Raw genomic sequence first — 23,000 nt, forward strand, 5'->3', positions numbered from 1 at the left:
AGCGCATCAATGCGCTGCCTTGTAGGCTTTTTCGCCCGCCGATACGGCTAGGTCGATGCGATTTTCCGGCGGGGGCAATGGGCAGGTCGCAAACGGCGTGAACGCGCACGGCGGGTTGATGGCGCGGTTGAAGTCCACCACCACGTGCCCGGAGGCATCCGGGGCTTCCAGATCAAGAAAGCGCCCGGCCGAATAACTGCCATGGCCGCTGGTGCGATCGGCGAACACCACGAACATCGGGCGACCCGGCTCGCCAATGGCTTCCAGCCGATAGGTCTTGCCATCGCGCTCGAACTCGATCGCACCGGCATTGGGCTGCTCGCTGCTGATGCCGACGATATCCACGATGGGAATGGTCTTGCCGACATTATTGGGCACGTAGCGCGCCTGGATGCGCCAGGACGGATCGATGGGCCAGTACTCCAGCCCCGCAAACCCGGTGCGCGACGGCGCATCAGCATGCTTGACCCGCAGCGCGTAGCGATCGCCGCGGTGGATCAGGCTCAACACGCCCTTGCCGTCGTCGAAGCCGATCAGCGTGGGCTGCGGATCGACATCGGACTGGAAGCGGATCTTGCCGGTGAGCGGTTTGCCACCGACGGTCAGTGCCGCGCCACGCTCGGGCACGAACCACACCGCATCGCGCTCGCTGGACACCATGCCCATCTTGGGCGGCCCCACGGCAAGGCGGATGCCGCTGTCGGCACTGCGGCCGATGTAGTGCGCCTTCAACGACAGCCAATGCAGGCCGACCAGGCTGGTCCAGCCATCGGGCGCGCGCAGCTCGGTCAGGCGCGCCTCGCGCCAGGCCGCGTTATCGGCCAGAAATGTCTTGTCCAATGCCACTGGCGCCGGTGCGGGTGGTGCCTCGCGGCCACAGCCGAGCACACCTACCGCTACCGACATGCCGAGCAGCCAGCCCCTCCCCCTGTGCAGCACTGTCATCAACGTCCCCTCAGGAACCAGCGATCGATTTCGCCCAGCGTAAACCGGGCCCAGGTTGGCCGGCCATGGTTGCATTGGCCCGAGCGCTCGGTGGCTTCCATGTCGCGCAGCAAGGCGTTCATTTCCGGCACGGTGAGCCGGCGGTTTGCACGCACCGCGCCGTGGCAGGCCATGGTGGACAGCAACTCGTCGCGCGCGGTGGCGATGCGCCGGCTCTGGCCGTGCTCACGTAGATCGCCGAGCACATCGCGCAACAACGCCTCCGGGTCGGCATTGGCGAGCAGCGCCGGAATGCTGCGCACGTGCAGCGATTGCGGGCCGCTGCGGGTGATCTCGAAGCCCAGGCTGGCAAGCGTATCGGCCTCGCGCTCGGCGGTGTCGGCCTCGCGCTCGCCCACTGCCAGCGTCATCGGTACCAGCAGCGGCTGCGCATGCAGGCCAATGCTGTCGTGCGCCTGCTTGAGGCGTTCGTAGCCGATACGCTCATGCGCAGCATGCATGTCGACCACGATCAGGCCTTCGGCGTTTTCCGCGAGGATATAGATGCCGTGCAACTGCGCCACCGCGTAGCCCAATGGCGGGACTCCGCTGTCGTGCGCAGTCGCCGGCAAGCCGGTGCCGGACAGCACCGGTTGCCCGTCGTCGCGCAACGCGCTGCCGGCCGCAGGCGCATACAACGCGGCGTAGGCGGCGCGCGCCTCGTCCACGCGCAAACCCAGCGGCGCCTGCGACGGCGCCCAGCTTGCATAGCCGGAGCCACTGCCAGCACCCAGGTGCCCTGCACTGGCGCCAGCGGCGTAGCCTGAGTCGCCCTGCGCAGCACCGCCGCCAATACCGAAGGCTGCCGCCACGACCCCGACATCAGCGGGCAGCGCGCCGGCACGGGTTTGCGCTAGTGCGTCCTGCAGAGTGCGATAGACGAAGTCGTGGATCAGCCGCGCCTCGCGGAAGCGCACCTCGTGTTTGGCCGGGTGCACGTTGACGTCCACGCGCGCGGGGTCCAGCTCGAGAAACAGCACATACGCCGGCTGGCGCCCGTGGAACAGCACATCGCCGTAGGCCATCTTCACCGCGTGGGCCACGCTGCGATCCCGCACCGAGCGACCGTTGACGTAGAGATACTGCTGATCGGTACTGGCGCGCGAGTAATGCGGCTGCGCCACCCAGCCGTGCAGGCGCAGGCCGGCACCGCTGTGGTCCACGCGCAGCGCCTGGCGCGCGAAATCCTCGCCCAAGGTCTCGCCCAGCCGCGCGTCCGAATACAGATCGCCCGGCTTGTAGCGCCGCGACGGTTTGCCGTTATGCGAGACGCGCAATTCCACGTCCGGGCGCGCCAGTGCCAGCGAACGCAGCCACTCTTCGATATGGCCCAACTCGGTGCGCTCGGCGCGCAGGAACTTGCGCCGTGCCGGCACGTTGAAGAACAGCTCGCGCACCTCGACGGTGGTGCCCGGCGCATGCGCACGCGGCATCACTTCGCCCAGGCGCCCGCCTTCGATCTGCAGCGCGGAGCCGTGCTCTGCATCCGGGCGCCGCGAGGCCAGCGTAAAGCGGCTGACCGAGGCGATCGACGGCAAGGCTTCGCCGCGGAAGCCCAGCGTGGCGACGGTTTCCAGATCATCCAGCGAGGCGATCTTGCTGGTGGCATGACGCGACACCGCCAACGGCAGCTCTTCCGGCGCAATGCCGCCGCCGTTGTCGCGGATGCGGATCAGCCGCACGCCGCCCTCTTCCAGATCGATATCCACGCGGGTGGCGCCGGCATCGAGCGCGTTTTCGACCAGTTCCTTGACGACCGATGCCGGGCGCTCGACCACCTCGCCGGCAGCGATCTGGTTGATCAGGATCTCGGGTAATTGCCGGATCGCCATCAGCGGGCGCTCCCTGGCAGATGCGCTGCGCGCACGCAATGACTGCCCGCATGGGCGAATGATGAAATCAAGGGGAAAAACGTCGGCACGGCCATCCGGCGGCGCCAGGCGCCGTCATCGAGGAATCAGTGCGGAATGATAGCCGAGCGGCTCAGCGGCTGCCGCCGGCCACGGTGCCGACTGCGGCGTCGGCCTCGGCCTGCGCACGTGCCGCGAACAAGGTGCCCGGGGGCGGCTGACGGGTGAAGAACGTATCGATACCGTCCAGCACCGCGGAGGCGATCTTGCGCTGATACGACGGGTCGATCAGCCGGCGCTCTTCATCCGGGTTGGAGATGAAGGCGGTTTCCACCAGCATCGCCGGCATGTCGGAAGTGCGCAGCACCGCGAAATTGGCGCGTTCCAGCTGCGGCTTGTGATTGTTGCCGATGCGCTTCAAACCGCCCAGCACATGGCCTGCGGCATCTTCGGATGCCTTCATGTGGCCGCTCTGGGCCAGGTCCAGCAATACGTTGGCCAGCGTGCTTTCGGTCTGCTGCAGGCGCACGCCACCGACGAGGTCGGCGGCGTTTTCCTTGTCGGCCAGCCAGCGTGCACGCTGCGACGACGCGCCCTTGGTCGACAGCACATAGACCGATGAACCGGTGGCACTGCGGTTTTCCGCAGCGTCGGCATGAATGGAGATAAAGATGTCGGCCTTGGCCGATCGTGCCTTCTGCGCGCGCATCGGCAGCGGAATGAACACGTCGGTATCGCGGGTCATGTACGCCTTCATGCCCTGCGTGGCGTTGATCTGGCGTGCGAGCTCGCGGCCGATGGCCAGCGTGACGTCTTTTTCGCGCTTGCCGGTCGGGCCCATGGCGCCGGGATCCTGGCCGCCGTGGCCGGGATCGATGGCCACCACCAGCGGACGCATGCCGGGCGCCATCTTGACGCGCGATGCCTCGCTTGGCAGCAGCGGGCGCGGCGGTACATCGTCATTTTGCGCATCGGCGGCAGCCACACCGGCCGATGTCACGGCTGCGCCCTGCGGCGCGACCTGCGCCACGTTGCCACCGTTCAAGATGGCTGCCGGCGACGGCGTGCCCGTGGCGATCGTGGTGCGGGTACCGACGGCCATAGCCGCTGCGCCTGGTGCGGCAGTTGTTCCGGGACGCGGAGTCGGCACGCCGGTAGCAATCGTCGTTGGCACCGGCGCAGGCGTCACTGTCGGCATTGCCGATGCAGGCACGGGTACCGGCGTGGGCGCTGCTGCCGGGGTTGGCGGTGGAAGCGCCGAGGCGCGCTGTGCGGAGGCCGCGAGCGCCGCGGTGGCACGTGCAGCTTCCGCCTGTGCATCCAGCGGACGTGTGGCAGGCACTGCGGCTGGCGGCGTTGTTGCTGCTGGCACAGCGCTTGATGTTGAAGCAACCGGCTTGGCCGGCGCGAAATCGCCGGGCCACTCGATCACCAGCGTCGAGGCGCTGCCCAGGGTCTGCATCTGCGGCTTCAGCGCAGTGACTGGCGTTGCCAGCTCGAACACCACCCGGAAGGTCCCCGGGACCGGCTGGCCGGTGCGCACCGACGTCACCAGCCCGGCGGCGGCCGGCAGCTTCAAGCCACTCTTTGCCGAGGAGGCCGGGAAATCCACCACCAATCGATTGGGATTGGCCAGCGACAAGGTCTTGAACCCGCCGCTGCCGGCAAGTTGGATCTCTGCACGCGTGCCCGTGGCCCCGGTGCTGACATCCACTTGCTTGATTTCGCCTGCCCACGCACTAAAAACCGCCAGGCTCAGGCCGGCGGTCAGGGCAAAAGCAAAGCGATGGTGGCTCCCCTGGGTCATGGAGCCGGATTCAATCACCCGAACGCATGAATTGCAAGGCAATTTCCCTTAATAATCCATAACCTGGCGTTCATTCCTCTTGTGCGGCGGCAAAAAGCGCCCGCAACTCGTCCCGTGCTGCCAGCTCGTTCACCCATGCCTGCCCGCTTGGGCTCGCGCCGCGCAGCGTCAGCGTGCGCCCCTCCCCGGCCACTGCCAGTTCGACCTCCAGATCCGCCGCAGGCAAAGCGCCAGCGCCACGTTCCGGCCATTCGACCAGCCACAGGGTGGCACTGCCCTCGTCCAGCCCGAGAAAATCCAGCTCCCCGGCATGGCCGATGCGGTACAGATCCAGATGCCAGGCTTCGCCCCCGGCAGTCAGGGGATACCGTTCGACAAGCGTGTAGGTGGGGCTGCGAATGGGGCCGGTGACGCCGAGCGCGCGCAGCAAGGCACGCGCCAGGGTGGATTTGCCGGCGCCCAGGTCGCCGTGCAACTGCACCACGGCGGTGGCGGGCCGGGTGGCCGCCAGGGCCTGCCCGACCTGCTCGGTGGCATCGACGTCGGCCAGAAAGGCGTGCAGCGTGGTCATGCAATGGCTCCAGCGTTGGCCAGACGGCGTAGCGCCGGCAGCAGGTCGGTGGGAAGCAGGCCGCGCTCGCCGGCGGCGGCGGCAGCATCGCCGGCGCAGGCGTGCAGCAAGGCGCCCAGGCTGGCGGCCTCGAAGGGCGCCCAGCCCTGGCCGAGCAAGGAGGCGATCACGCCGGTCAGCAGGTCGCCCATGCCGCCCACTGCCATGCCGGCATTGCCGGCGTCGATCAGGTGCGGCAGGCGATCTGGCGCGGCAACCACGGTGCCGGCGCCCTTGAGCACCACCACCGCATCAAAGCGCGTGGCCAGCGCATGCGCGGCGCCCAGGCGGTCGCGCTGCACCTGTGCGGTGGATTGACCAAGCAAACGCCCCGCTTCGCCCGGATGCGGCGTGAGCACGCGCGGACCCCGCGCAGGCATGGCGATGGACGCGAGCAGGTTCAAGCCGTCGGCGTCGATGACGGTGGGCGTGGCCGATGCCAGCACACCGCCCCACAAGGCGCGCGCCCAGCTGTCCTGGCCTAACCCGGGGCCCAGCGCGACCGCATCGGCGGCCTCGGCCAGCGCGGTGATGTCGGCGTCTTCCTGTACCCCACGCACCATCGCTTCCGGGCAGCGCGCCAGCAGCGGCGCCACGTGCTCGGCGCGGGTTGCCACCTGCACCAGGCCAGACCCGCTGCGCAGGGCTGCTTCAGTGGTCAGCATGATGGCGCCGCCGCTGCCGGCATTGCCGCCAACGCACAGCACACGCCCGGATTCGCCCTTGTGGGTATTGCGTCGGCGCGGCAGCAGACGCGCGGCCAGCGCATCACGCTTCCAGCGCTGCGCAACCGGTGCCAGGCCGTCGAATGCCGAGCCTGGCACTTCCAGCGTGGCAAGGTCGCGCTCGCCGGCGTATTCCAGCGCATCGCCGGTGTACAGGCCCACGTGCGGCACGATGAACTGCAAGGTCGCGCTGGCACGCACGGCGCTGCCGGGTGCGATGCCGCGATCGGCATCGATGCCACTGGGCACGTCCAGCGCCAGCACCGGCACGCCGGCGGCGTTGATGGCATCGAACAGGGCGCTCATCTGCGCATCGGGCGCACGGTTGAGACCGATGCCGAATACCGCATCCACCAGCACATCCGCATGCGCCAGCGCACACGGGAACAGCGCGATCGCGCCGCCCACGGCCAGGTAATCCGTGCAGGCGCGCTGCCCCAGTTCGCTGGCCGGCCCTTGTTCGGGCAAATGCACGACCTGCACCTGACGCCCGGCCCGGTGGGCCAACCGCGCCAGCACATAGCCGTCGCCGCCATTGTTGCCGGTGCCGCACACCACCACGACGCGGCGCGCGCGCGGCCAACGTTCCTGCAAGCACTGCCAGGCGGCTTGCCCGGCGCGCTGCATCAGCGTGTAGCCGTCGCCGCCGAGCAGCGTGGTGGCCTGCGCGTCCAGCATGCGCGCGGCAGTGGTGTCGTAAAGAGCGAGCGGTGCATACATGCCGGGAATTCTATACTTGTCGCCATGTCCGCCGTCCTTGCCCGCCCCGACCCGACCGATGCCGCCGCGCGCATCCGCACGCTTGCACACGAGGCCGGCTTTCAGCGCTGCGGCATCACGGGCATCGAGCTGGGCGAGGACGAAGCGCACCTGCGCAGCTGGCTGGCCGAGGGCCTGTACGGCACGATGCACTGGATGGCGCAGCACGGCGACAAGCGCTCGCGCCCGCAGGAACTGGTGCCGGGCACCTTGCGGGTGCTGTCGGTGGGCATGGACTACGGCCGCAAGGACGACACCGAGGCCTGGGACACCTTGCACGACGGCCGCCGCGCTTACGTGGCGCGCTATGCGCTGGGGCGTGACTACCACAAGCTGATGCGCAACCGGCTACAGAAACTGGCCGAGCGCATCCAGGCCGAGGTCGGGCCGTTCGGCTACCGCGTGTTCGTGGATTCGGCGCCGGTGCTCGAACGCGCCCTGGCGCGCAATGCCGGGCTGGGCTGGATCGGCAAGCACACCTGCCTGATCGACCGCCGCGGCGGCTCGTGGTTCTTCCTGGGCGAGATCTACCTTGACCTGCCACTACCCATCGACACGCCGGCCACCGCGCATTGCGGCACCTGCACGCGCTGCATCGACATCTGCCCGACCCAGGCCATCATCGCGCCGCACCGGCTGGATGCACGCCGCTGCATTGCCTACCTCACCATCGAGCACGACGGCGCAATTCCCGAAGACATGCGCAAGCCGATCGGCAACCGCATTTTCGGCTGCGACGACTGCCAGCTGATCTGCCCCTGGAACAAGTTTGCCCAGCGCACCGACGAGCCGGATTTCCGCGCGCGCAACGATCTGGATGTGGCGACCCTGCCGCAGCTGTTCGCCTGGGACGAGGCCGAATTCTTGCGCCGCACCGAAGGCAGCCCGATCCGCCGCAGCGGCCACGAACGCTGGCTGCGCAACATCGCCGTTGGCCTGGGCAATGCCCCCGGTAGCGAAGACGTGCTCGCTGCGCTGGAGTCGCGGCGCCATGACGACTCCGCCCTGGTGCGCGAGCATGTGGGCTGGGCGCTGGCGCAACACGGCCTGTAGCTGCGTTAGTGGAGCACCGCTGGCGTGGGCGCCGCACTCACTTCACCGTCCACACCCGATCGTTCGCCGCATCAGCCGCACCGCACACAGCCGATCACGCATTGCGTGCCCCGCTGCGGGATAATGCGGCGATGGCCGACCGCACCGAACAGATCCTCACTCCCAGCCAGCTCAACATGCTGGCGCGCGACCTGCTCGAAGGCAGTTTCCCCCTGGTGTGGGTGGAGGCCGAGCTGGGCAATGTCACCCGCCCCGCCTCCGGCCATCTGTATTTCACGCTCAAGGATGCGCGCGCACAGATCCGCTGCGCGATGTTCAAGCCCAAGAGCACCTGGCTGAAGTTCCAGCCGCGCGAAGGGCTGCGCGTGCTCGCGCGCGGGCGCCTCACCTTGTACGAGGCACGTGGCGATTACCAGCTGGTGCTGGACCACATGGAAGAAGCAGGCGAAGGCGCGCTGCGGCGCGCGTTCGAGGAACTGCGCGCGCGGTTGGCCGCCGAGGGCGTGTTCGACGCCGAACGCAAGCAGCCGCTGCCTGCGCATGTGCGCCGCCTGGCGGTGATCACCTCGCCCAGCGGTGCGGCCGTGCGCGACGTGCTCAGCGTGCTGGCGCGCCGCTTCCCGCTGCTGGAGGTGGAGATTTTGCCGTCGCTGGTACAAGGCGACAGCGCGGCCGCGCAGATCACTTCGCTGCTGCAACGCGCCGATGCCTCCGGCCGCTACGACGTCATTTTGATCACTCGCGGTGGCGGTTCGCTGGAAGACCTGTGGGCGTTCAACGACGAGCGCCTGGCGCGGGCGATCGCCGCAGCACACACGCCAGTGGTGTCGGCGGTCGGTCATGAGACCGATGTCAGCCTGAGCGACTTTGCCGCCGATGTGCTCGCCCCCACGCCCTCGGTCGCCGCCGAGTTGCTGGTGCCCGATCAACGCGAACTGGTGGCACGTGTGCGGCGCGCGCAGGCCCGGCTCAGCCAGCTGCAGCAGCACACGCTTGGCCAGGCGATGCAACACGCGGACCGGCTGGCGCTGCGCCTGCGCGCGCGCAGCCCGCAGGCACGCCTGCAGCTGCTGCAACGCCGCCAGGAAGACGCCGCACGGCACCTGCGTGCGCGCATGCAGCACATCCTGGAGCGGCTACAGGCACGTGTGCAGCGCGCGCAGGCCGGTGTGCAGTCACACAGCCCGCAGCGCCGCCTGGTACCGCTGCAGCAACGTCTGCGCGCTGCACATCCGCAAGCGGCAATGCAGCGGCGCCTGCAGCAGGATCACCTGCATCTGCGCGGCCTGGTGCGTTCGCTGGAAGCCGTCAGCCCGCTGGCCACGGTGGCACGCGGCTATGCCATCGTCACCCGCCAGGCCGATGGCAGCGTGGTGCGCAGTGCCGCCGAACTGACGCAGGGTGATCGCCTGCGCGCACAACTGGCCGATGGCAGCGTGACGGTGGTGGTCGACACCAGCGAGACCGGCTGACGCGCTCATCCAGGCACGCCGTGCAACCTGGCTGCAGCTGCGCGGGCATCAAGCATGGCCCGGCAGTTGCGCTGCGCGCTGCCAGCCCTGCAGCAGGATGTCGGCCAGCGCACCCGGGTCACGGTCGAAGTGGTGTCCACCCGGACGTGCAATGACCTCTACGCCGCGCGCGCGCAGCTCCGGGCACAAGGTGTCCTTCTCCTGTTCGCCGTAAATGCATTGCAGCCGATGCGCATCGAGCGCCTGCAGCGCCGGGGCGATCGGGCGCTCGGCCTCGTTGTGCCAGCCCAGCCAACCGCCCACCCGCACCTTGAAGTCGGCTTGATGGGCCAGGCCCAGCAAGCCGACAAACTGCACCGCATCGCGGCGCGCCGCCGGCAGCTCGGGGAATGCGAACGGCAACACATCTGCACCGAACGAATAGCCCACCAAGGCCACGTGATGCGCATGCCAGCGCTGCTGGTAGGTGGCGATGATCCGGTCCAGATCCACACCCACCTGCTGCGGCGTGCGGCTGCCCCAGAAGTAGCGCAGGCTGTTGAAGCCGACCACCGACACGCCCTGTTGCTGCAGGCGTGCAGCAATGCCTTTGTCCATCTCGCGCCAGCCGCCGTCGCCGGAGAGCAGCACGACCAGACGATCGCTGCCGGGCGCGTGCAGTTCCACCAGCGGCAGGTCGGCCAAGCCCTGCGCCTGTGCGGTTTGGAAATGGCCGCGCGTGGCGGCGGCGATCTGTGCCGGGCTGGCATCTTCCACCTGGGCATCCAGGAAGCCCTGGTTCGGGTCGGGCACGTCGTGCAGGCACGCCAACCCGGTGTCGGTGGCGTCGCCATCGGCCACCACGACGCCGCCGAGCACATCCGGCGCAGCGTTGGCGACCGCCTGACGCGCCAGCAGCGCGCCATCGCCCTGCCCGACCAGCACCGGCGGCAGGAAGGCATCCACGTGCTCGGCGCGCAGCAATTTCTTGCCGAGCCGCTCGGCGTCGTCGGCCAGCGCGCTGCAGGCAGCATGCCGGCTGCGCGCACGGGTGCGGTACCGCGCGGTGTCGACCACCGCGACCAGCGCGCCATCGTCGCTGAGCAGGTCGGCCAGTTGCTGCCCCTGCTCGGCGTGTGCGCTGTCCGGCAGCAGCACCACCATCGCCTTGGGCGTACCTTCCGGGCGCACCACTTCCACCGCACCATAGTTGCCGGCGGTATTGCCGTCCTGCAGATGCCGGGCAACGGCATAGCCGCTGCCTGCAATGAACAGCAGCGCCACGATCCAGCGAAACAGTGTGATACCCCAGGTCATCGCGGCGGTCCTTGAAAACGCTGCGGCTTGGACCGGCGCAGGCCGCGCCCGGTTCCACCCACGCGGTGGCGCCGTTTTCCCTGGTTAAGCCTAGCGCCGCGCCGGCCTAGATGCCGCGCGCCAGGCGGAAGCCGATGCGTGCACTGGTGGTGTCGGACTCTTGCGACAGCCGCCAGGCCGCGCGTGTCTGCAGCGGCGAATTGGCCCAGCTGCCACCACGTACCAGGCGCTGCCGGCAACCGGGGTTGAACCACGCGGCGCCGTCGGCCGGTGCACGTCGGTAGCTGGCGTGCCAGCAGTCGGCCACCCACTCGCTCAGGTTGCCGCCCATGTCGTGCAGGCCCCAAGCATTGGCGCGGAAACTGCCCACCGGCGCCGGCCCCCAGAAGCCGTCGCCATAGCCGACAAAGCCGTTGTTCCAGTGCCGCCCGCTGCGCGAGACGTCGTTGCCGCCGGTGAAGTTGCCCGCATCAGGCGGCGGCACGCCCGGGTTACCCCACGGATAGCGGCCGGTGGTGCCGGCACGCAGCGCGTACTCGAACTCTGCTTCGCTGGGCAGGTGGTAGTGGCGGCCGGTCTGTTCGGACAACCACGTCGCATAGGCTTCGGCGTCGCGGATGCTCACGTGCATCACCGGGCTGTTGGGGGCGGCCTGGGCACCGTTGTAATCCGATTGCCAGTCCACCCCGCTGCGGCGAATGAAGTTGCCGCTGCGCTCGTCGTAGACCACCGAATGGCCGCGCCGGGTTGCGCGCGGCCGCGCCTTGGTCGCTTCCACAAACTGGCGGAACTCGGCCACGGTGACTTCGGTGATGGACATCGCGAACCCGCGCGCAAAGCGCACGTAATGCGCCGGGCGTTCGTTGTCCGATGCGCCCGGCTCGTAGTCGCCTGCGCCCATGCGGAACGCACCATGTGGCACCACGATCATCTGCGGGCCGCGGCCGCCGACCTTCAGGCCATCGGTGAACACCTGGCCGGGACGAAAACTGCCGTAGTGCGTGGCCAGTTCCAGCCGCCGCCGCAGATCGCCGGCCACCGGGTCGCCGGGATCGGCAATGCGCAGCACCTCGGCCAGTTTTTCGCCGGCCGGCTTGAGCCCGCGCGGAGTAGTCAGGTCACGCAGGCCGGCATCGCGCAGCGCGGCGATCTGCGCGCGTCGCATGCGCTCGATACGCGCACGTGCATCGGCAATGGTCGGCGCGCGCTCGCGCACCTGGCCGGCCATCTGCAGCCAGTAGCGCGCCGCCACGAAGTTGGCCGTCCCGGCGGCCTGTTCGGCACGCCGCAGCAAGGCGCTTTCCACTGCGGCCAGGCCCTGGCGTGTGCGCGGGTTATCCGGGTCCAGCTGGGCGGCATCGCGGAAGTTCACCAGCGCGCCGTTGCCGTCTTCGCCCAGGCGCCCGTTGCGCAGATCGTCCTCGCCAGCGCGATTGAAGCCGAGCACGCGCTGGGCCGTTTCCACTTCGAGCTGCAGCGCGCGCACCTTGGGATCTTCCGGCGCCAGGGCCAGCGCCACGATCGCCAGTTCGCGCGCCTGCTCCAGTGCGTTGTCCTGACGGTCGGTCTGCTCGACCAGCGCATGGCCGCGCTCAAGCAGACGCCGCCGTGCCTGCTCCAGGCCACGTCGGCTGACCGCATCCTTGCCCTCGCTGCGTTGCTGGATCGCCAGATACAGCGGAATGGCATCGTCGGCGCTGCGGTAGAGGCGGTCTTCCTTCAACGCCTCGGCGGCGCGCTGGCGCACTTGCGCCAGCGGCGTCTCGCCCAGGTCCACCGGCGGTGGCTGCCACTGCGCAACGGTCTCGGCGGATTCTTCGCCACCGATGGACACGCGCGGTGCGGTGGCCGGCGCTGCGCTGGCAGTGGCGGCCACGCGCGGCTTGCTGGCCGCCGCGGGCGCAGGCGTCGGCTCGCGTGAGCACGCGCCGGCACAGAGCGCGACCAGCGCCCATGCTGCGATCCGATTGCCGCACTGACCCACACCCACTCCTTGCCCGGCACTGCCCCTTCGGCAGGCGATCGCGACGTTAGGCTATTCTGCGCGCTCTACGCAAACCCTTGCTGTCGACGGAAATCACGTGCCCCATTGGATCACCCACCCCTCCGAATTGACCGAACGCCTGCAATTGCGTCCGTCCCGCATTGGCCTGGATACCGAATTCATTCGTGAGCGCACCTACTGGCCGCAACTGGCGCTGGTGCAGATGGCGATCGGTGAGGAGATCCTGCTGATCGACCCGTTGATTCCGGGCATGACCGATGCACTGAAAGACTGGCTGATCGCGCCGGACATCGTCAAAGTGATGCACAGCGCCAGCGAAGATCTGGTCACCTTCAAGTGTGCCTGCGGCGTGCTGCCGCGGCCGTTGTTCGACACCCAGATCGCGGCCGCACTGGCCGGCGTCGGTGGCGGCATGGGCTATCAGAAACTGGTGCAGGAAATCACCGGCACCCTGCTCACCAAGGGCGAGACCCGCTCGGACTGGATGCGCCGCCCGCTCTCGCCCGCACAGCTGGAATACGCCGCCGACGACGTGCGCTATCTGTTTGCCATCCACGACGCGCTCACCGCCAAGCTGACCGCGCAGGACCGCCTGGGCTGGCTGGCCGAAGATGGCGAGCGCTTGCTAGGCACAGTGGAGCACGACGATGGCGACCGTTGGCCGCACGTGAGCCTGCGCACCGCACAGTTTTTGGAACCGGCCGCACAGCGCCGCCTGTTGCGCCTGTTGCGCTGGCGCGACCTGCAGGCACGGCAGAGCGACCGCCCGCGCAGCTGGATCCTGGACAACGAACTGGCCAGCCAGCTGGCGCGCTTCCCGCCAGCGGATCTGGACGCACTGATGCGCCAGTTCGACAAATTTCCCAAGGCCCCGCGCAAGCTCGCCAACGCGGTCTGGGAGGCGCTCAACACGCCCTTGCCCGACGAAGACCACGCCCCGCTTGCGCAGGCCTCCACCGATGGCAACAAGGCAACGCTCAAGCGCCTGCAGGATGCAGTGGCGCAGCGCAGCCGCGAGCTCGAACTGCCGGACGGCATCCTCGCCTCGCGCCGCCATCTGGAAACCCTGATCGAGCAGCGCAGCTGGCCGGCCGCGCTCGGGCAATGGCGACGCGAGGCGCTGGAGGCAGATCTGCTGCCGCTGCTGGATGCGGCAACGCCCTGAGCGGCGTGTTGCGCACGTTTGCCGCGTGACTGCGGCGGCGTGTGGCAACAAACGCATCCGGCGTGCTCTGTGAGAATGGAGCCGGTGCCTCAGCCCTGGTCCGCCCAGCGCGCCAGGTTCTGTTGAATCTGCGCGATGTCTGCCCAGGGGTCCTTGCGGCGGCGACGCAACTTGTCTGGGACATCGCGCAGGGTGAAGGCGTTGGCGCGATGCAGCTTGGCCAGGTCTGACCACGGCAGCGGCAGTGCCACCGGTGCGCCCGGGCGGCCGCGCAGCGAGTACGACGCCACTGCGGTGGCCCCGCGCCCGTTGCGCAGGTAATCGACAAAGATGCGTTTGTTGCGGAAGCGCTTGGTTGCCGTGGCCACAAAGCGGTCCGGCTCGGATTGCGCCAACGCGTCGGCAAAGCCTTTGGCAAAGCGCTTGGTCAGCTCCCAATCGCAGCCGGGGTTCAAGGGCACCACCACGTGCAGGCCCTTGCCGCCGGACACGCGCAGAAACGATTCCAGCTCCAGCTGCGCCAGCAGCTTGCGGATATCGGTGGCGGCCCGTTTGACCTCGGCAAATGGCACATCCGGGCCGGGATCCAGATCGAACACCACGCGATCGGCCATGTCCGGCCGCGCCGCATGCGAGCCCCAGGGGTGGAATTCCAGCGCATTGAACTGCACCAGCTCCAGCAGCCCGGGCGCATCCTCGACCACCAGATAGTAGGCATTGCTGCCGGTTTCTTCCTTCAACCGCACCGAGCTCACCCGCTCCAGCCCGGCGGTGTGATGCTTCTGGAAAAAGCACGGTTTTTCTGCACCGTTGGGGCAACGGATGATCGACAACGGCCGCCCCACGATCTCTGGCAGCAGGTGATCCATCACCGCGTGGTAGTAATCCCAGACATCGCCCTTGGTGGCACGGATGTCCGGGTAGATCAGCTTGGTCGGGCTGGACAGCGTGGGCTCGCCCTGCGCAGGCGATTGCTTGTTTGCACGCTTGCGCCCGCGCGCGGGAGTGTCGGCCACGTCAGCCTGCGCGGGACTGACATCCCCGGTATCGCTGTCGGCCAGGTCGGCGATGTCCTTGTCCAGGCGCACCGCCTTGAGCGAGGCCTGGCGCAACAGCTGCTGCCCGCCGACACCGCGATAGAACACCTCCACCACGAACCGCGGCGCGAACCAGGTGGCGCCGCGCAGATCGGTGTCTTCGGTGGGGATATGCGCGGTGGGCCGCTTGCCGCCCCCGTGCAGATGCTGGGTCACCTCCTGCATCAACGTATCCGAAAAGCCCGAACCGACCCGCCCCACATACAGCCAGCCGTGCTGCGGGTCCGGCGTGGCCAGCAGCAGCGAGCCGAAGCCGGTACGGCTGCCCTTGGGCGCGGTATAGCCGACGACCGCATATTCCTGGCTGGCCAACTGCTTGGTCTTGCGCCAATCATCGCTGCGACCGGCGCGGTACGGCCGGTCGGCACGCTTGGAAATGATGCCTTCGAAGTGCTGCTCGCCGGCGACCCGGAACGCCTCCAGCCCATCGCCCTCCACATGCGAGCTGTAGGCCAGATGGCCGGCCGGCGCATTCGCCAGGACCTGCTGCAAGAGCTGCTTGCGTTCGCGCAGCGGCGCCTCGCTGATCTCCACGCCATCGATGTGCAGCAGGTCGAACACCGCCAGCGCCAGCGGCACCTGGCGTTCACCCGACAAGGTCGCCTGCAGCAGGTTGAAATCCTCCTTGGTGCCACGCCCGGCGATCAGCTCGCCATCCAGCCGTGCCGAGCGCAGGTTGAGCGCCTGGATCGCATCGCGGATGTCGGGAGTCTTGTCGGTCCATTCCAGCGCATTGCGCGACCACAGCCGCACTTGGCCGTCGATCACCGTGGCCAGGATGCGATAACCGTCCCACTTGATTTCATGCACCCATTGCGCCCCGTCCGGCGGCGCCTGCCCGAGCTTGGCCAGCTGCGGTGCGAAGGCGGCATCGTCGATGTCGCCGCGCCGCGCGTGCGTGAGTTTCAACGCGGCGTTGGTCCAGGCGTTACGTGCACGCGCCCGTGGCACAGGCACGGTGGTGAGTGCCTTGCGTTGGGCCTTGCCGGCCCCGGCGCGACGTACATCCTCTGCTGGCGCGGCAGCCACATCGGCCAGCAGATCGTCGGCTTCCAGCGTGCCGGCATAGGCGTCGTCTTCCTTGAACAGCAACCACTGCGGCTGGCGGGCCGGCTTGCTTGAGCGCACCAGATGCCAGCCGCCCTTGAGCTTGCTACCGAATAATTCGAAGCGCAGATGGCCCTTGGCCAGCTGCGCTTCCGGGTCACCGGCGGTGGCCCAGACCCCATGATCGAACTGGGCCACGTGGCCGCCGCCGTATTCGCCCTTCGGAATCTCGCCTTCGAAACTGGCGTAGTCCACCGGGTGGTCTTCCACCTCTACCGCCATGCGCTTCACTGCCGGGTCGTAGCTTGGCCCCTTCGGCACTGCCCAGCTCTTGAGCGCATCGCCCACCTGCAGACGAAAGTCGTAGTGGCGCCGGCTAGCATGGTGCAGCTGCACCACGAAGATCGCCCGTTGCCCCTGTGGCAGCAGCTTGCCTGGCTCCGGCTCGCGGGTCTTGTCGAAGCTGCGCTTGCGGCGGTATTCGCTGAGGCTCATGCAAGCCGGGCCTATTTGCCCAGGTGCTGGCGCACCTTGGCGGCCACTGGCCCCACCGCATCCACGGCCGCGCGCAGTTCGTCGGCGCTCACGCCAAGGGCCTTGGTCCAGTACTGCAGTTCGTAGGCTTCGTGCACATTGATCCGGTCACGATCCGGCGTGCCGACATTGCGGGTGTCATCACTCATGGCATGCTCCTGTATTGTTGCGGTTGGGCCTGCCACCAGACGCAATGCGTCTTGCAGCAGGCGCAGCACGACAATGCGAAAGCGTCCGGCCAGACCCCGTGAACGGCCCGTTTAGCGCATGTGTAAAGCCATGTCCGTGCAACGACCTTCCACAGACCAGTGCCATAATGGCGCGCGCCCATCGGGCGGTGTCTCCACTCTTATTCCGAGGCCATACCTCTGTGAGCAATACTTCTTCGAAACTGGATTCCATCGCGCAAGCCAAAGCCAAGCTGCTGGACGAGCTGCAGAAGCTGGAAGAACAGGAAAAAACCGAGCGCGCCAGTGAGGCATCCTCAGCACATGCCACCATCGTGTCGCTGCTCGAGCAGTTTGCCGGCCACTTCAACACCAAGCAGCGCAACGACATTGCCGCGTACCTCGGCACCACCACTGCTGCCCGCAAGGACGTGGTGAAGACCGGCCGCAGCGAAGTGCGCCCGAAGTACGAGCTTCCCGGCACCGGCGAGACCTGGTCCGGCCGCGGACGCACGCCGAAGGCCTTCGCTGCGTGGGAAGGCACGGAGTCGTACAAGGAATGGAAGGCCAAGAACCCCGACCTCAAGTTCCCGCTGATTCGCGAGTAATCAGACCACCGGCCGCATCCCCCGATGCGGCCAGCCACGCAGGCAGCCCTTGGCGAACCGCGTGGCATGTGGTTAGAATCGAGTCACGTGGGGCGGTAGCTCAGCTGGGAGAGCGTCGCGTTCGCATCGCGAAGGTCGAGGGTTCGATCCCCTTCCGCTCCACCAGATAGCATCCCGAACGGGATGGAAGAAGGCCGGAAACCCTGCTGTAGGACGGGTTGACCGGCCTTCTGCATTTTTGGCCGGAGCGGATCGTTTCGTTGAAACGCGCGAGACAGTGGGGGCACATCTGGGGCATTTGTGCCCAGACTCAGATTCAAACGCCGCCACTCTGCGACTTCTCTATTTGTCGCGTCAACTTGGCGCTGAAGACCACGAGAGTGTTGGCAGACCGTATCTGGAGCTATCAGCGGCCGGCGGCCGCTAGTAGCGACTGGAATATCGGTTCTGTGGCAAGAAGAATCCAGCACTCGGGGTGACGCTGGCGCCGATGCTAGCGCGCCCTGCAAATATCGGACCGCGTCACGCCACGCGGTAACCGGCCGGATCCAGGAACTCCGCCAGGCAGCGGCCAAGCTGCATTGCCTGGGCCCGCGCATCGCCGCGATAGCCGGCCTTGCCAGCTTCTTCAATCGTGGCGACTGCCGATGACAGATCGCGATGGTAGACATACGCCGTGGAGCTCCACTGCGGGTCGCCCGGCGCCTGGAACTCGACCGTTTCCACGCGGAACTCGCCGCAATGACCATGCAGCACGGTGCGTTGTAGGGTGCGCTGTTTCATGCGCTGCAGTATCGCAGTGGGCATCTGACGAGCACGTGTGGGCCGACACATGACCGCGTGCAGCCGCATCGACAGCGCGCTGTTAGACATTGCGCCAGCGCGGAGGCTCTTGCCTGTTGCGGACACCAGCATTCAGCAACTGCGCTGCCTGTACGCCCGCCCGCATGCCCTGGCGGCGCGCCTCCATGCGATCGGGACTACAGCCCACATCGGGTAAGACCCGGATCGCCTCGGCCTCATCGCCGTGGTGGATGTACGCGGTGGACATCCATTCGGTGGCGCCCAGGCGTTTGGTTTCGACCGTAGTCACTCGGAAAAGACCGACGTAGCCGTGCAATGGCATAGAACAAGGGTTGTATGGCCCAGCTGCTATTTTTCTTACAGCGTGTCGCTCGATCAACCCGTCAGCGCGCTATCGGATGAACACCTTTGAATTTGTGACGGCACTGTATTGCTTAGTGGCGGGGGCAATCGGCACCGATGCAGCCGCGCCGTGAGTACCTCAGCAGAGTCCTCGCTTCAGCACGCACATGTGAGCGGCGTGCGACCGAGGTCTTGCCGGGCACTGGGACCGGGCGCCCGTGCACCTAGTGATGCCGATCCACTTAATTCGGTTTAGAACCTGCAGTCAGGCGTCGCAAACGGCGACGTCCCAAACATGCTGCTGCGAATAAGGAGCACTGGTCGCCCTTAGATACAACTGCAGACACGAAGTTCTGTGCCCGACACACCGCACAACTGCAGCGTTGATGGCCGACTGCAGCGCTTGAAAGCGCGGCATTCGGTAGTCCACTAGAGTGCTGATGACCGCGTCGGATCACGGCATCCGCGGCATCGAAACCGTGCAGCAGGACTGCACCTGTCGTCCACCTATTGCACTGCAGCCGATCGCTACATACCGCAGTCGATTAGCAACGCTGGCGGTATGAAGCAGCGCGCCTTGCGGCGCACGGCTCACGACTTGCCGCGCAGCCAGATCGGCTCGCAGCTATGTGCCCTGCTCGTCGCTGGGCTTGGGGCGGCGGCTTTCGGTATCGCGGATCTGCTGATCGGTCTGGCCGGGGCGCTGCTTGGCCGTTTCGTCCTGCTTTCTATCCTGCTGGCCTTCCAGTTCGCCATGCTGACTGTCGGGTTCGTTTTCACGCGGTGTGTGGTCGGGCATCATCTGGGCGACTCCATTGAAAGATTGCAAACGAACGTTAGCGCTGCGCCCGTGATGTGCGCGCCACGACGGACGGCGCCTGTTGGCGCGGTTTGAAGTCGATCGCACGCGATGCCTGTGCATGGCACGAGGCCACGTTCCGCACCGCGCGGTGCGCAGGCTACATTCGAAAGATAAAATGCCCACGCGGCGCCACGTGCAAGCCAACGAGTGTGGCAAGATCGGTTAGCAGCATCGCGCGCTCGCCAGAGCTTGCCGCCAGATGACAAACAGCCATTCCTATTCGCGCCCCTGCGGGCACCTGCCGGTACCACGCTCTATGCAGACCCCAGACGCGCCGTCGCTGAACCTGGCCCACGCCACGCTGCTGTCAGGCAATGCGCTGGCTGCTTTGGGCGCACCGCCACCGGCCAACGAAGACGACCGTCTGGCCGCGTTGCACAGCTACAACATTCTCGACACCGCGCCGGAGCCGCTCTACGACGACATCACCGCAGCGGCCGCACAGTTGTGCCGCACGCCGATGGCGTTGATCTCGCTGATCGACCAGGACCGCCAGTGGTTCAAGTCGCGCGTGGGCATGCAACCTACCGAAACACCGCGCGACCTGGCGTTCTGTGCGCACGCCATCCTGCAGCCCGACCAGATGATGGAAGTGGGCGACACGTTTGTGGACCCACGCTTCGCGCGCAACGCACTAGTGACAGGCGGGCCACAGATCCGCTTCTACGCCGGTGCACCGCTGTTGACGTCCGACGGCGTGGCGCTGGGCACCTTGTGCGTGCTCGATCGCGCCCCGCGTACCTTGTCGGACGCCGAGCGCACTGCATTGCAGGCGCTGGCCCGCCAAGTCGTCACCACCATCGAACTGCGCCAGGCCGCGCGTCTGCTGGAAGGCGATGCCCTACGCGACCCGCTCACCGATCTGTGGAACCGGGAGGGTCTGGAACACATGCTGGAAGACGCCGCGCCGGTGGCAAAGCAGCACGGCCTGGCATTCGTGCTGATCGAGATCGACGGTTTCAAACGGCTGAAGCTGCAATTCGGCAGCGACGCTGCCGACGCAACACTCGTGCAGGCCGCACGTTGTATCGAGACCGAGCCGCAGGAACCCGGCGGTGTCGCGCGCATCGGCGCAGCGCACTTTTGCATGGTGCTGCCCGGCGCAGACAGCGCGCAGGCGCTGGCGAGCATGCAGCGCCTGCAAGCCATGATTGCCGCCGCGTCCTGGCCGGCCGACACCATCAGCATCACCGCCGGGCTGGTCTGCGTCGCGCCTGGCGAGCCATTGGACAGCCATGTCTTGATGGCGCGTGCCCGCCATGCCTTGCTCGGTGCCGCGCGTGCGGGGCGCAATTGCGTCCAGCGCTTCGATGGTTGGCAGACCGACCGCTGATCAACGCGCCACCGCCGCAGGCGCTCTGTTTCGCGGATTTCAGGCCGCCAGCACGTCGGTTTCGCCAGCAATCTCATCCACTCGCAACACCTGCTCCATCTCCAGCAGCACGACGAAGCGCTCGCCCACCTTGCACATGCCGCGCAGCAGATCGCGGCGGATGTGCGTGCCGAACGACGGCGCTGCTTCGATGTCGTGATCGGCCAGCTCGATCACCGCATTGACCGCGTCCACCAGCACACCGATCACCTGCGGCCCCTGCGCCTGCTCGGTGGCCAGAATCACGATGCAACTGCGCTTGCCGATGCTGCTGTCGGCACGTCTCAGCCTTGCTTGCAGATCCACCACCGGCACCACAGCGCCACGTAGGTTGATCACCCCGCGTACGCAGGCCGGCATCGATGGCACCGGCGTGGGCGCACGGTACTGGATGATCTCGCGAATGCCGAGAATGCTGGTGGCAAAGGTCTCACCGTCCAGCTGGAAGGTCAGATACTGGGCTGCCGCATCGGCATCGCCCAGCAGCGCATCGGGTGTCAACGCATCCATCGGTCGTCCTCAGAAACGTGCGAACTGGCCTTCGTCCGGGCCCTCGGACATGGCGTAGGCCGGTGCGGCAGTGCCGCGCCAGGTCCGTGCACCACTACTGCGGGTTGCGCGCGCCGCCACGGCCTTGCCGCGCTTGGGGGGCGTGCTGGCCGGCGCCTGCCCGCCCAGCCGGAAGAACGCCATGCTCTGCTGCAGCTGCTCGGCCTGCGCGCTCATCTCTTCGGCGGTGGCCGCGAGTTCTTCGGAGGCGCTGGCATTCTGCTGGGTGGTCTGGCTCAACTGCACCACCGCCGAGTTGATCTGGCTCACACCGGAGGACTGTTCTTCGGAGGCGGCAGAAATTTCCTGTACCAGATCGGAGGTGCGCTTGATGCTGGGCACGATGGTGTCCAGCAAGCGGCCGGCGCGGTCGGCGAGTTCGACGCTGGAACTGGCGACCTCACCAATTTCCTGCGCCGCCACCTGGCTGCGTTCGGCCAGCTTGCGCACTTCGGCGGCAACCACCGCAAAGCCCTTGCCATGCTCGCCGGCGCGTGCAGCTTCGATGGCGGCATTGAGTGCCAGCAGATTGGTCTGATACGCGATGTCGTCGATGATGCCGATCTTCTGTGCGATCTGCTTCATCGCCTGCGTGGTGGCCACGACCGCCTCGCCACCTTCAATGGTCTCCTTCGCGGCCTGGGTGGCCATGCCGTCGGTGATGCGTGCGTTTTCGGTGTTCTGGCTGATCGATGCGGTCATCTGCTCTAGCGAGGCGCTGGTTTCTTCCACGCCAGCCGCTTGCTCGCTGGCAGCCTGCGAAATGCTCTGCGCAGTGGCACTGACTTCTTCCGAAGCGCTGGCCAGCGTTTCGGCACTGGTGTTGACCTCGCCCACCACCTGCGACAGCTTCTGCACCATGGTGCGCATTGCTTCGAGCAGCTGCGCGGCTTCGTCGCGACCATGCACCTCGATGCGCATGGTCAAATCGCCTTCGGACAGCCCGTTTGCCACTTCCACCGCACGGCGGATCGGGCCGGTGACGCTGCGACTGATCACCACACCGAGCACCCCGCCCAGCAACACGCCGCCGCAGATAATGGCCATCAGCAATTTGGAACTGCTGCTGTGGATTGCACCGGTTTCGGCGTTCGCCGACGCCGCACTGCGTTCGCGCAAGCTGCTCAGGTCGGTCATCAAGGTATCGACCTCATCCGAGCTGGCGCGCACCGCGCGTGACAGCTCGGCTAATTCGGGGTTGGCCTCGCGCAGTGCTTCGCGGTTGGCGGCCTCGATGAAGCGGCCGCGCTCATCCAGGTATTTCTGCCAGGCGCGATCGAACTGCGCCAGCTTGGTCTTGCCCTCGTCGGTCTCGAAGCTGGCCCGCGCACGTGTCATGTAATCGACCACCTTGGCGGTGTACTTGTCGATGTTCTGCACGTGCGACTGGCGCTCTTCCGCGCTACTGGCCAGCAGCAGGTTCGCGCGCGCACGGCCGGCGTAAATCAGATTGATGTTGGCTTCCTTCACATTGGACAAGCCCAGCAATTCGCGCTCGTACAACATGGTGGATAGGTCGTTGAGCCGGCCGGAGTTGGAGTACCCCACCCAGCCAATGCAAGCGCCGATCGCCGAAACGATCAGAAACGCCACGATCAGCCGGGTTCCGATTTTGAGGTTGCCTAACATTGGGATGTCTCTTGAGTGAACGTGCATGAGTGCGGTGCGTCGGCAGGCACTTGCTGACACCATCGGTGCAGCGATTGATGTGCCTTGCTAAACCAATCGTTAATGGCTATCGGCGCAAGCAAAACGTGCTTGAGACGGTTTCAGCCTGAATGTGCCGTTCACACGAATGGATGTGTCGATTTGTGACAGTTCACTCGCTTGCCACGCGCCCTATTCGGAAAATCCCTACCCGCGTTATGCACGCTGTCCAGGACAGTCCCGTA

The 23,000-nt window shown here is 67.0% G+C and carries 19 protein-coding genes and 1 tRNA gene; 7 read left to right on the top strand and 13 right to left on the bottom strand.

The window, feature by feature from the left end; genetic code table 11:
- Positions 1 to 6: 6 nt before the first annotated feature.
- The 5 genes from QRM60_RS06180 to QRM60_RS06200 all read right to left on the bottom strand — a co-directional run bounded on the left by QRM60_RS06180 (position 7) and on the right by QRM60_RS06200 (position 6,696).
- A complete protein-coding gene (locus QRM60_RS06180; protein ID WP_285445802.1) occupies positions 7 to 945 on the bottom strand; it encodes a DUF1684 domain-containing protein in 939 nt (312 codons plus the stop codon).
- Positions 945 to 2,816, bottom strand: a complete 1,872-nt coding sequence (gene mutL, locus QRM60_RS06185; protein WP_285445803.1) for a DNA mismatch repair endonuclease MutL — start codon at positions 2,814 to 2,816, stop codon at positions 945 to 947. Before mutL ends, QRM60_RS06180 begins: the two co-directional genes overlap by 1 nt.
- Before the next feature lie 151 nt (positions 2,817 to 2,967).
- Positions 2,968 to 4,641 carry an N-acetylmuramoyl-L-alanine amidase gene (locus QRM60_RS06190; protein WP_285445804.1) on the bottom strand — a complete coding sequence of 558 codons (1,674 nt, stop codon included), beginning with the start codon at positions 4,639 to 4,641 and terminating at the stop codon, positions 2,968 to 2,970.
- 70 nt (positions 4,642 to 4,711) lie between these two features.
- A complete protein-coding gene (gene tsaE / locus QRM60_RS06195; RefSeq protein ID WP_076054969.1) occupies positions 4,712 to 5,212 on the bottom strand; it encodes a tRNA (adenosine(37)-N6)-threonylcarbamoyltransferase complex ATPase subunit type 1 TsaE in 501 nt (166 codons plus the stop codon).
- Positions 5,209 to 6,696 (bottom strand): NAD(P)H-hydrate dehydratase, encoded by a 1,488-nt coding sequence (locus tag QRM60_RS06200; RefSeq protein ID WP_115556214.1) that lies wholly within the window; start codon positions 6,694 to 6,696, stop codon positions 5,209 to 5,211. The genes tsaE and QRM60_RS06200 overlap by 4 nt, the downstream gene beginning before the upstream one ends.
- A 24-nt stretch (positions 6,697 to 6,720) precedes the next feature.
- Here QRM60_RS06200 and queG point away from each other — a divergent pair, with 24 nt between their 5' ends.
- Together queG and xseA are read left to right on the top strand one after the other, a co-directional pair.
- The gene (queG, locus tag QRM60_RS06205) at positions 6,721 to 7,788 is read left to right on the top strand and encodes a tRNA epoxyqueuosine(34) reductase QueG (RefSeq protein ID WP_115556215.1); all 1,068 of its coding nucleotides are present in this window, start codon (positions 6,721 to 6,723) and stop codon (positions 7,786 to 7,788) included.
- 131 nt (positions 7,789 to 7,919) lie between these two features.
- Positions 7,920 to 9,260: an exodeoxyribonuclease VII large subunit gene (gene xseA, locus QRM60_RS06210; protein ID WP_285445805.1), complete on the top strand. Its 1,341-nt coding sequence runs from the start codon at positions 7,920 to 7,922 to the stop codon at positions 9,258 to 9,260.
- Positions 9,261 to 9,308: 48 nt separating this feature from the next.
- Here xseA and QRM60_RS06215 read toward each other — a convergent pair whose 3' ends face one another.
- Together QRM60_RS06215 and QRM60_RS06220 are read right to left on the bottom strand one after the other, a co-directional pair.
- A complete protein-coding gene (locus tag QRM60_RS06215; protein ID WP_115005035.1) occupies positions 9,309 to 10,556 on the bottom strand; it encodes a virulence factor in 1,248 nt (415 codons plus the stop codon).
- Between the two features lie 106 nt (positions 10,557 to 10,662).
- Positions 10,663 to 12,519, bottom strand: a complete 1,857-nt coding sequence (locus QRM60_RS06220) for a formylglycine-generating enzyme family protein (RefSeq protein WP_338016106.1) — start codon at positions 12,517 to 12,519, stop codon at positions 10,663 to 10,665.
- A 118-nt stretch (positions 12,520 to 12,637) separates the two neighbouring features.
- On the opposite strand from QRM60_RS06220, the gene rnd reads away from it, so the two are divergent.
- Positions 12,638 to 13,726, top strand: coding sequence for a ribonuclease D (gene rnd / locus QRM60_RS06225; RefSeq protein WP_076054961.1), 1,089 nt, complete (start codon positions 12,638 to 12,640; stop codon positions 13,724 to 13,726).
- An 89-nt stretch (positions 13,727 to 13,815) separates the two neighbouring features.
- Here rnd and ligD read toward each other — a convergent pair whose 3' ends face one another.
- Together ligD and QRM60_RS06235 are read right to left on the bottom strand one after the other, a co-directional pair.
- Positions 13,816 to 16,365: a DNA ligase D gene (gene ligD / locus QRM60_RS06230; protein ID WP_285445806.1), complete on the bottom strand. Its 2,550-nt coding sequence runs from the start codon at positions 16,363 to 16,365 to the stop codon at positions 13,816 to 13,818.
- Between the two features lie 11 nt (positions 16,366 to 16,376).
- The gene (locus QRM60_RS06235; RefSeq protein WP_014507988.1) at positions 16,377 to 16,553 is read right to left on the bottom strand and encodes a DUF3606 domain-containing protein; all 177 of its coding nucleotides are present in this window, start codon (positions 16,551 to 16,553) and stop codon (positions 16,377 to 16,379) included.
- Positions 16,554 to 16,774: 221 nt separating this feature from the next.
- Between QRM60_RS06235 and QRM60_RS06240 the strand changes: the two genes are divergently transcribed.
- Positions 16,775 to 17,179 (top strand): H-NS family nucleoid-associated regulatory protein, encoded by a 405-nt coding sequence (locus QRM60_RS06240; RefSeq protein WP_040941192.1) that lies wholly within the window; start codon positions 16,775 to 16,777, stop codon positions 17,177 to 17,179.
- An 89-nt stretch (positions 17,180 to 17,268) separates the two neighbouring features.
- Positions 17,269 to 17,344, top strand: a tRNA-Ala gene (locus tag QRM60_RS06245).
- A 357-nt stretch (positions 17,345 to 17,701) separates the two neighbouring features.
- On the opposite strand, the gene QRM60_RS06250 is transcribed toward QRM60_RS06245, so the two are convergent.
- Together QRM60_RS06250 and QRM60_RS06255 are read right to left on the bottom strand one after the other, a co-directional pair.
- Positions 17,702 to 17,962 carry a hypothetical protein gene (locus QRM60_RS06250; protein ID WP_040941188.1) on the bottom strand — a complete coding sequence of 87 codons (261 nt, stop codon included), beginning with the start codon at positions 17,960 to 17,962 and terminating at the stop codon, positions 17,702 to 17,704.
- A gap of 82 nt (positions 17,963 to 18,044) precedes the next feature.
- The gene (locus QRM60_RS06255; protein WP_115556218.1) at positions 18,045 to 18,305 is read right to left on the bottom strand and encodes a hypothetical protein; all 261 of its coding nucleotides are present in this window, start codon (positions 18,303 to 18,305) and stop codon (positions 18,045 to 18,047) included.
- A 582-nt stretch (positions 18,306 to 18,887) separates the two neighbouring features.
- On the opposite strand from QRM60_RS06255, the gene QRM60_RS06260 reads away from it, so the two are divergent.
- Positions 18,888 to 19,220: a hypothetical protein gene (locus tag QRM60_RS06260; RefSeq protein WP_285445926.1), complete on the top strand. Its 333-nt coding sequence runs from the start codon at positions 18,888 to 18,890 to the stop codon at positions 19,218 to 19,220.
- Between the two features lie 223 nt (positions 19,221 to 19,443).
- Positions 19,444 to 20,520, top strand: a complete 1,077-nt coding sequence (locus QRM60_RS06265; RefSeq protein ID WP_164497978.1) for a sensor domain-containing diguanylate cyclase — start codon at positions 19,444 to 19,446, stop codon at positions 20,518 to 20,520.
- A gap of 39 nt (positions 20,521 to 20,559) precedes the next feature.
- Here QRM60_RS06265 and QRM60_RS06270 read toward each other — a convergent pair whose 3' ends face one another.
- Positions 20,560 to 21,069: a chemotaxis protein CheW gene (locus tag QRM60_RS06270; RefSeq protein WP_115556219.1), complete on the bottom strand. Its 510-nt coding sequence runs from the start codon at positions 21,067 to 21,069 to the stop codon at positions 20,560 to 20,562.
- 9 nt (positions 21,070 to 21,078) lie between these two features.
- A complete protein-coding gene (locus tag QRM60_RS06275; RefSeq protein WP_040941184.1) occupies positions 21,079 to 22,737 on the bottom strand; it encodes a methyl-accepting chemotaxis protein in 1,659 nt (552 codons plus the stop codon).
- Positions 22,738 to 23,000: the final 263 nt, after the last annotated feature.

The sequence above is a fragment of the Xanthomonas sp. fls2-241-TYG-148 genome, assembly GCF_030208815.1.
GTDB lineage: Bacteria > Pseudomonadota > Gammaproteobacteria > Xanthomonadales > Xanthomonadaceae > Xanthomonas > Xanthomonas campestris.

Excerpts from the sequence above, each read along its gene's own strand:
- ligD (WP_285445806.1), bottom strand. The coding sequence starts at position 16,365 with ATGAGCCTCAGCGAATACCGCCGCAAGCGCAGCTTCGACAAGACCCGC.
- QRM60_RS06255 (WP_115556218.1), bottom strand. The coding sequence starts at position 18,305 with ATGCCATTGCACGGCTACGTCGGTCTTTTCCGAGTGACTACGGTCGAA.
- QRM60_RS06215 (WP_115005035.1), bottom strand. The coding sequence starts at position 10,556 with ATGACCTGGGGTATCACACTGTTTCGCTGGATCGTGGCGCTGCTGTTC.
- QRM60_RS06265 (WP_164497978.1), top strand. The coding sequence starts at position 19,444 with ATGCAGACCCCAGACGCGCCGTCGCTGAACCTGGCCCACGCCACGCTG.
- QRM60_RS06180 (WP_285445802.1), bottom strand. The coding sequence starts at position 945 with ATGACAGTGCTGCACAGGGGGAGGGGCTGGCTGCTCGGCATGTCGGTA.
- tsaE (WP_076054969.1), bottom strand. The coding sequence starts at position 5,212 with ATGACCACGCTGCACGCCTTTCTGGCCGACGTCGATGCCACCGAGCAG.
- QRM60_RS06260 (WP_285445926.1), top strand. The coding sequence starts at position 18,888 with ATGAAGCAGCGCGCCTTGCGGCGCACGGCTCACGACTTGCCGCGCAGC.
- QRM60_RS06250 (WP_040941188.1), bottom strand. The coding sequence starts at position 17,962 with ATGAAACAGCGCACCCTACAACGCACCGTGCTGCATGGTCATTGCGGC.
- xseA (WP_285445805.1), top strand. The coding sequence starts at position 7,920 with ATGGCCGACCGCACCGAACAGATCCTCACTCCCAGCCAGCTCAACATG.
- QRM60_RS06190 (WP_285445804.1), bottom strand. The coding sequence starts at position 4,641 with ATGACCCAGGGGAGCCACCATCGCTTTGCTTTTGCCCTGACCGCCGGC.
- QRM60_RS06270 (WP_115556219.1), bottom strand. The coding sequence starts at position 21,069 with ATGGATGCGTTGACACCCGATGCGCTGCTGGGCGATGCCGATGCGGCA.
- QRM60_RS06275 (WP_040941184.1), bottom strand. The coding sequence starts at position 22,737 with ATGTTAGGCAACCTCAAAATCGGAACCCGGCTGATCGTGGCGTTTCTG.
- QRM60_RS06235 (WP_014507988.1), bottom strand. The coding sequence starts at position 16,553 with ATGAGTGATGACACCCGCAATGTCGGCACGCCGGATCGTGACCGGATC.
- QRM60_RS06200 (WP_115556214.1), bottom strand. The coding sequence starts at position 6,696 with ATGTATGCACCGCTCGCTCTTTACGACACCACTGCCGCGCGCATGCTG.
- mutL (WP_285445803.1), bottom strand. The coding sequence starts at position 2,816 with ATGGCGATCCGGCAATTACCCGAGATCCTGATCAACCAGATCGCTGCC.
- queG (WP_115556215.1), top strand. The coding sequence starts at position 6,721 with ATGTCCGCCGTCCTTGCCCGCCCCGACCCGACCGATGCCGCCGCGCGC.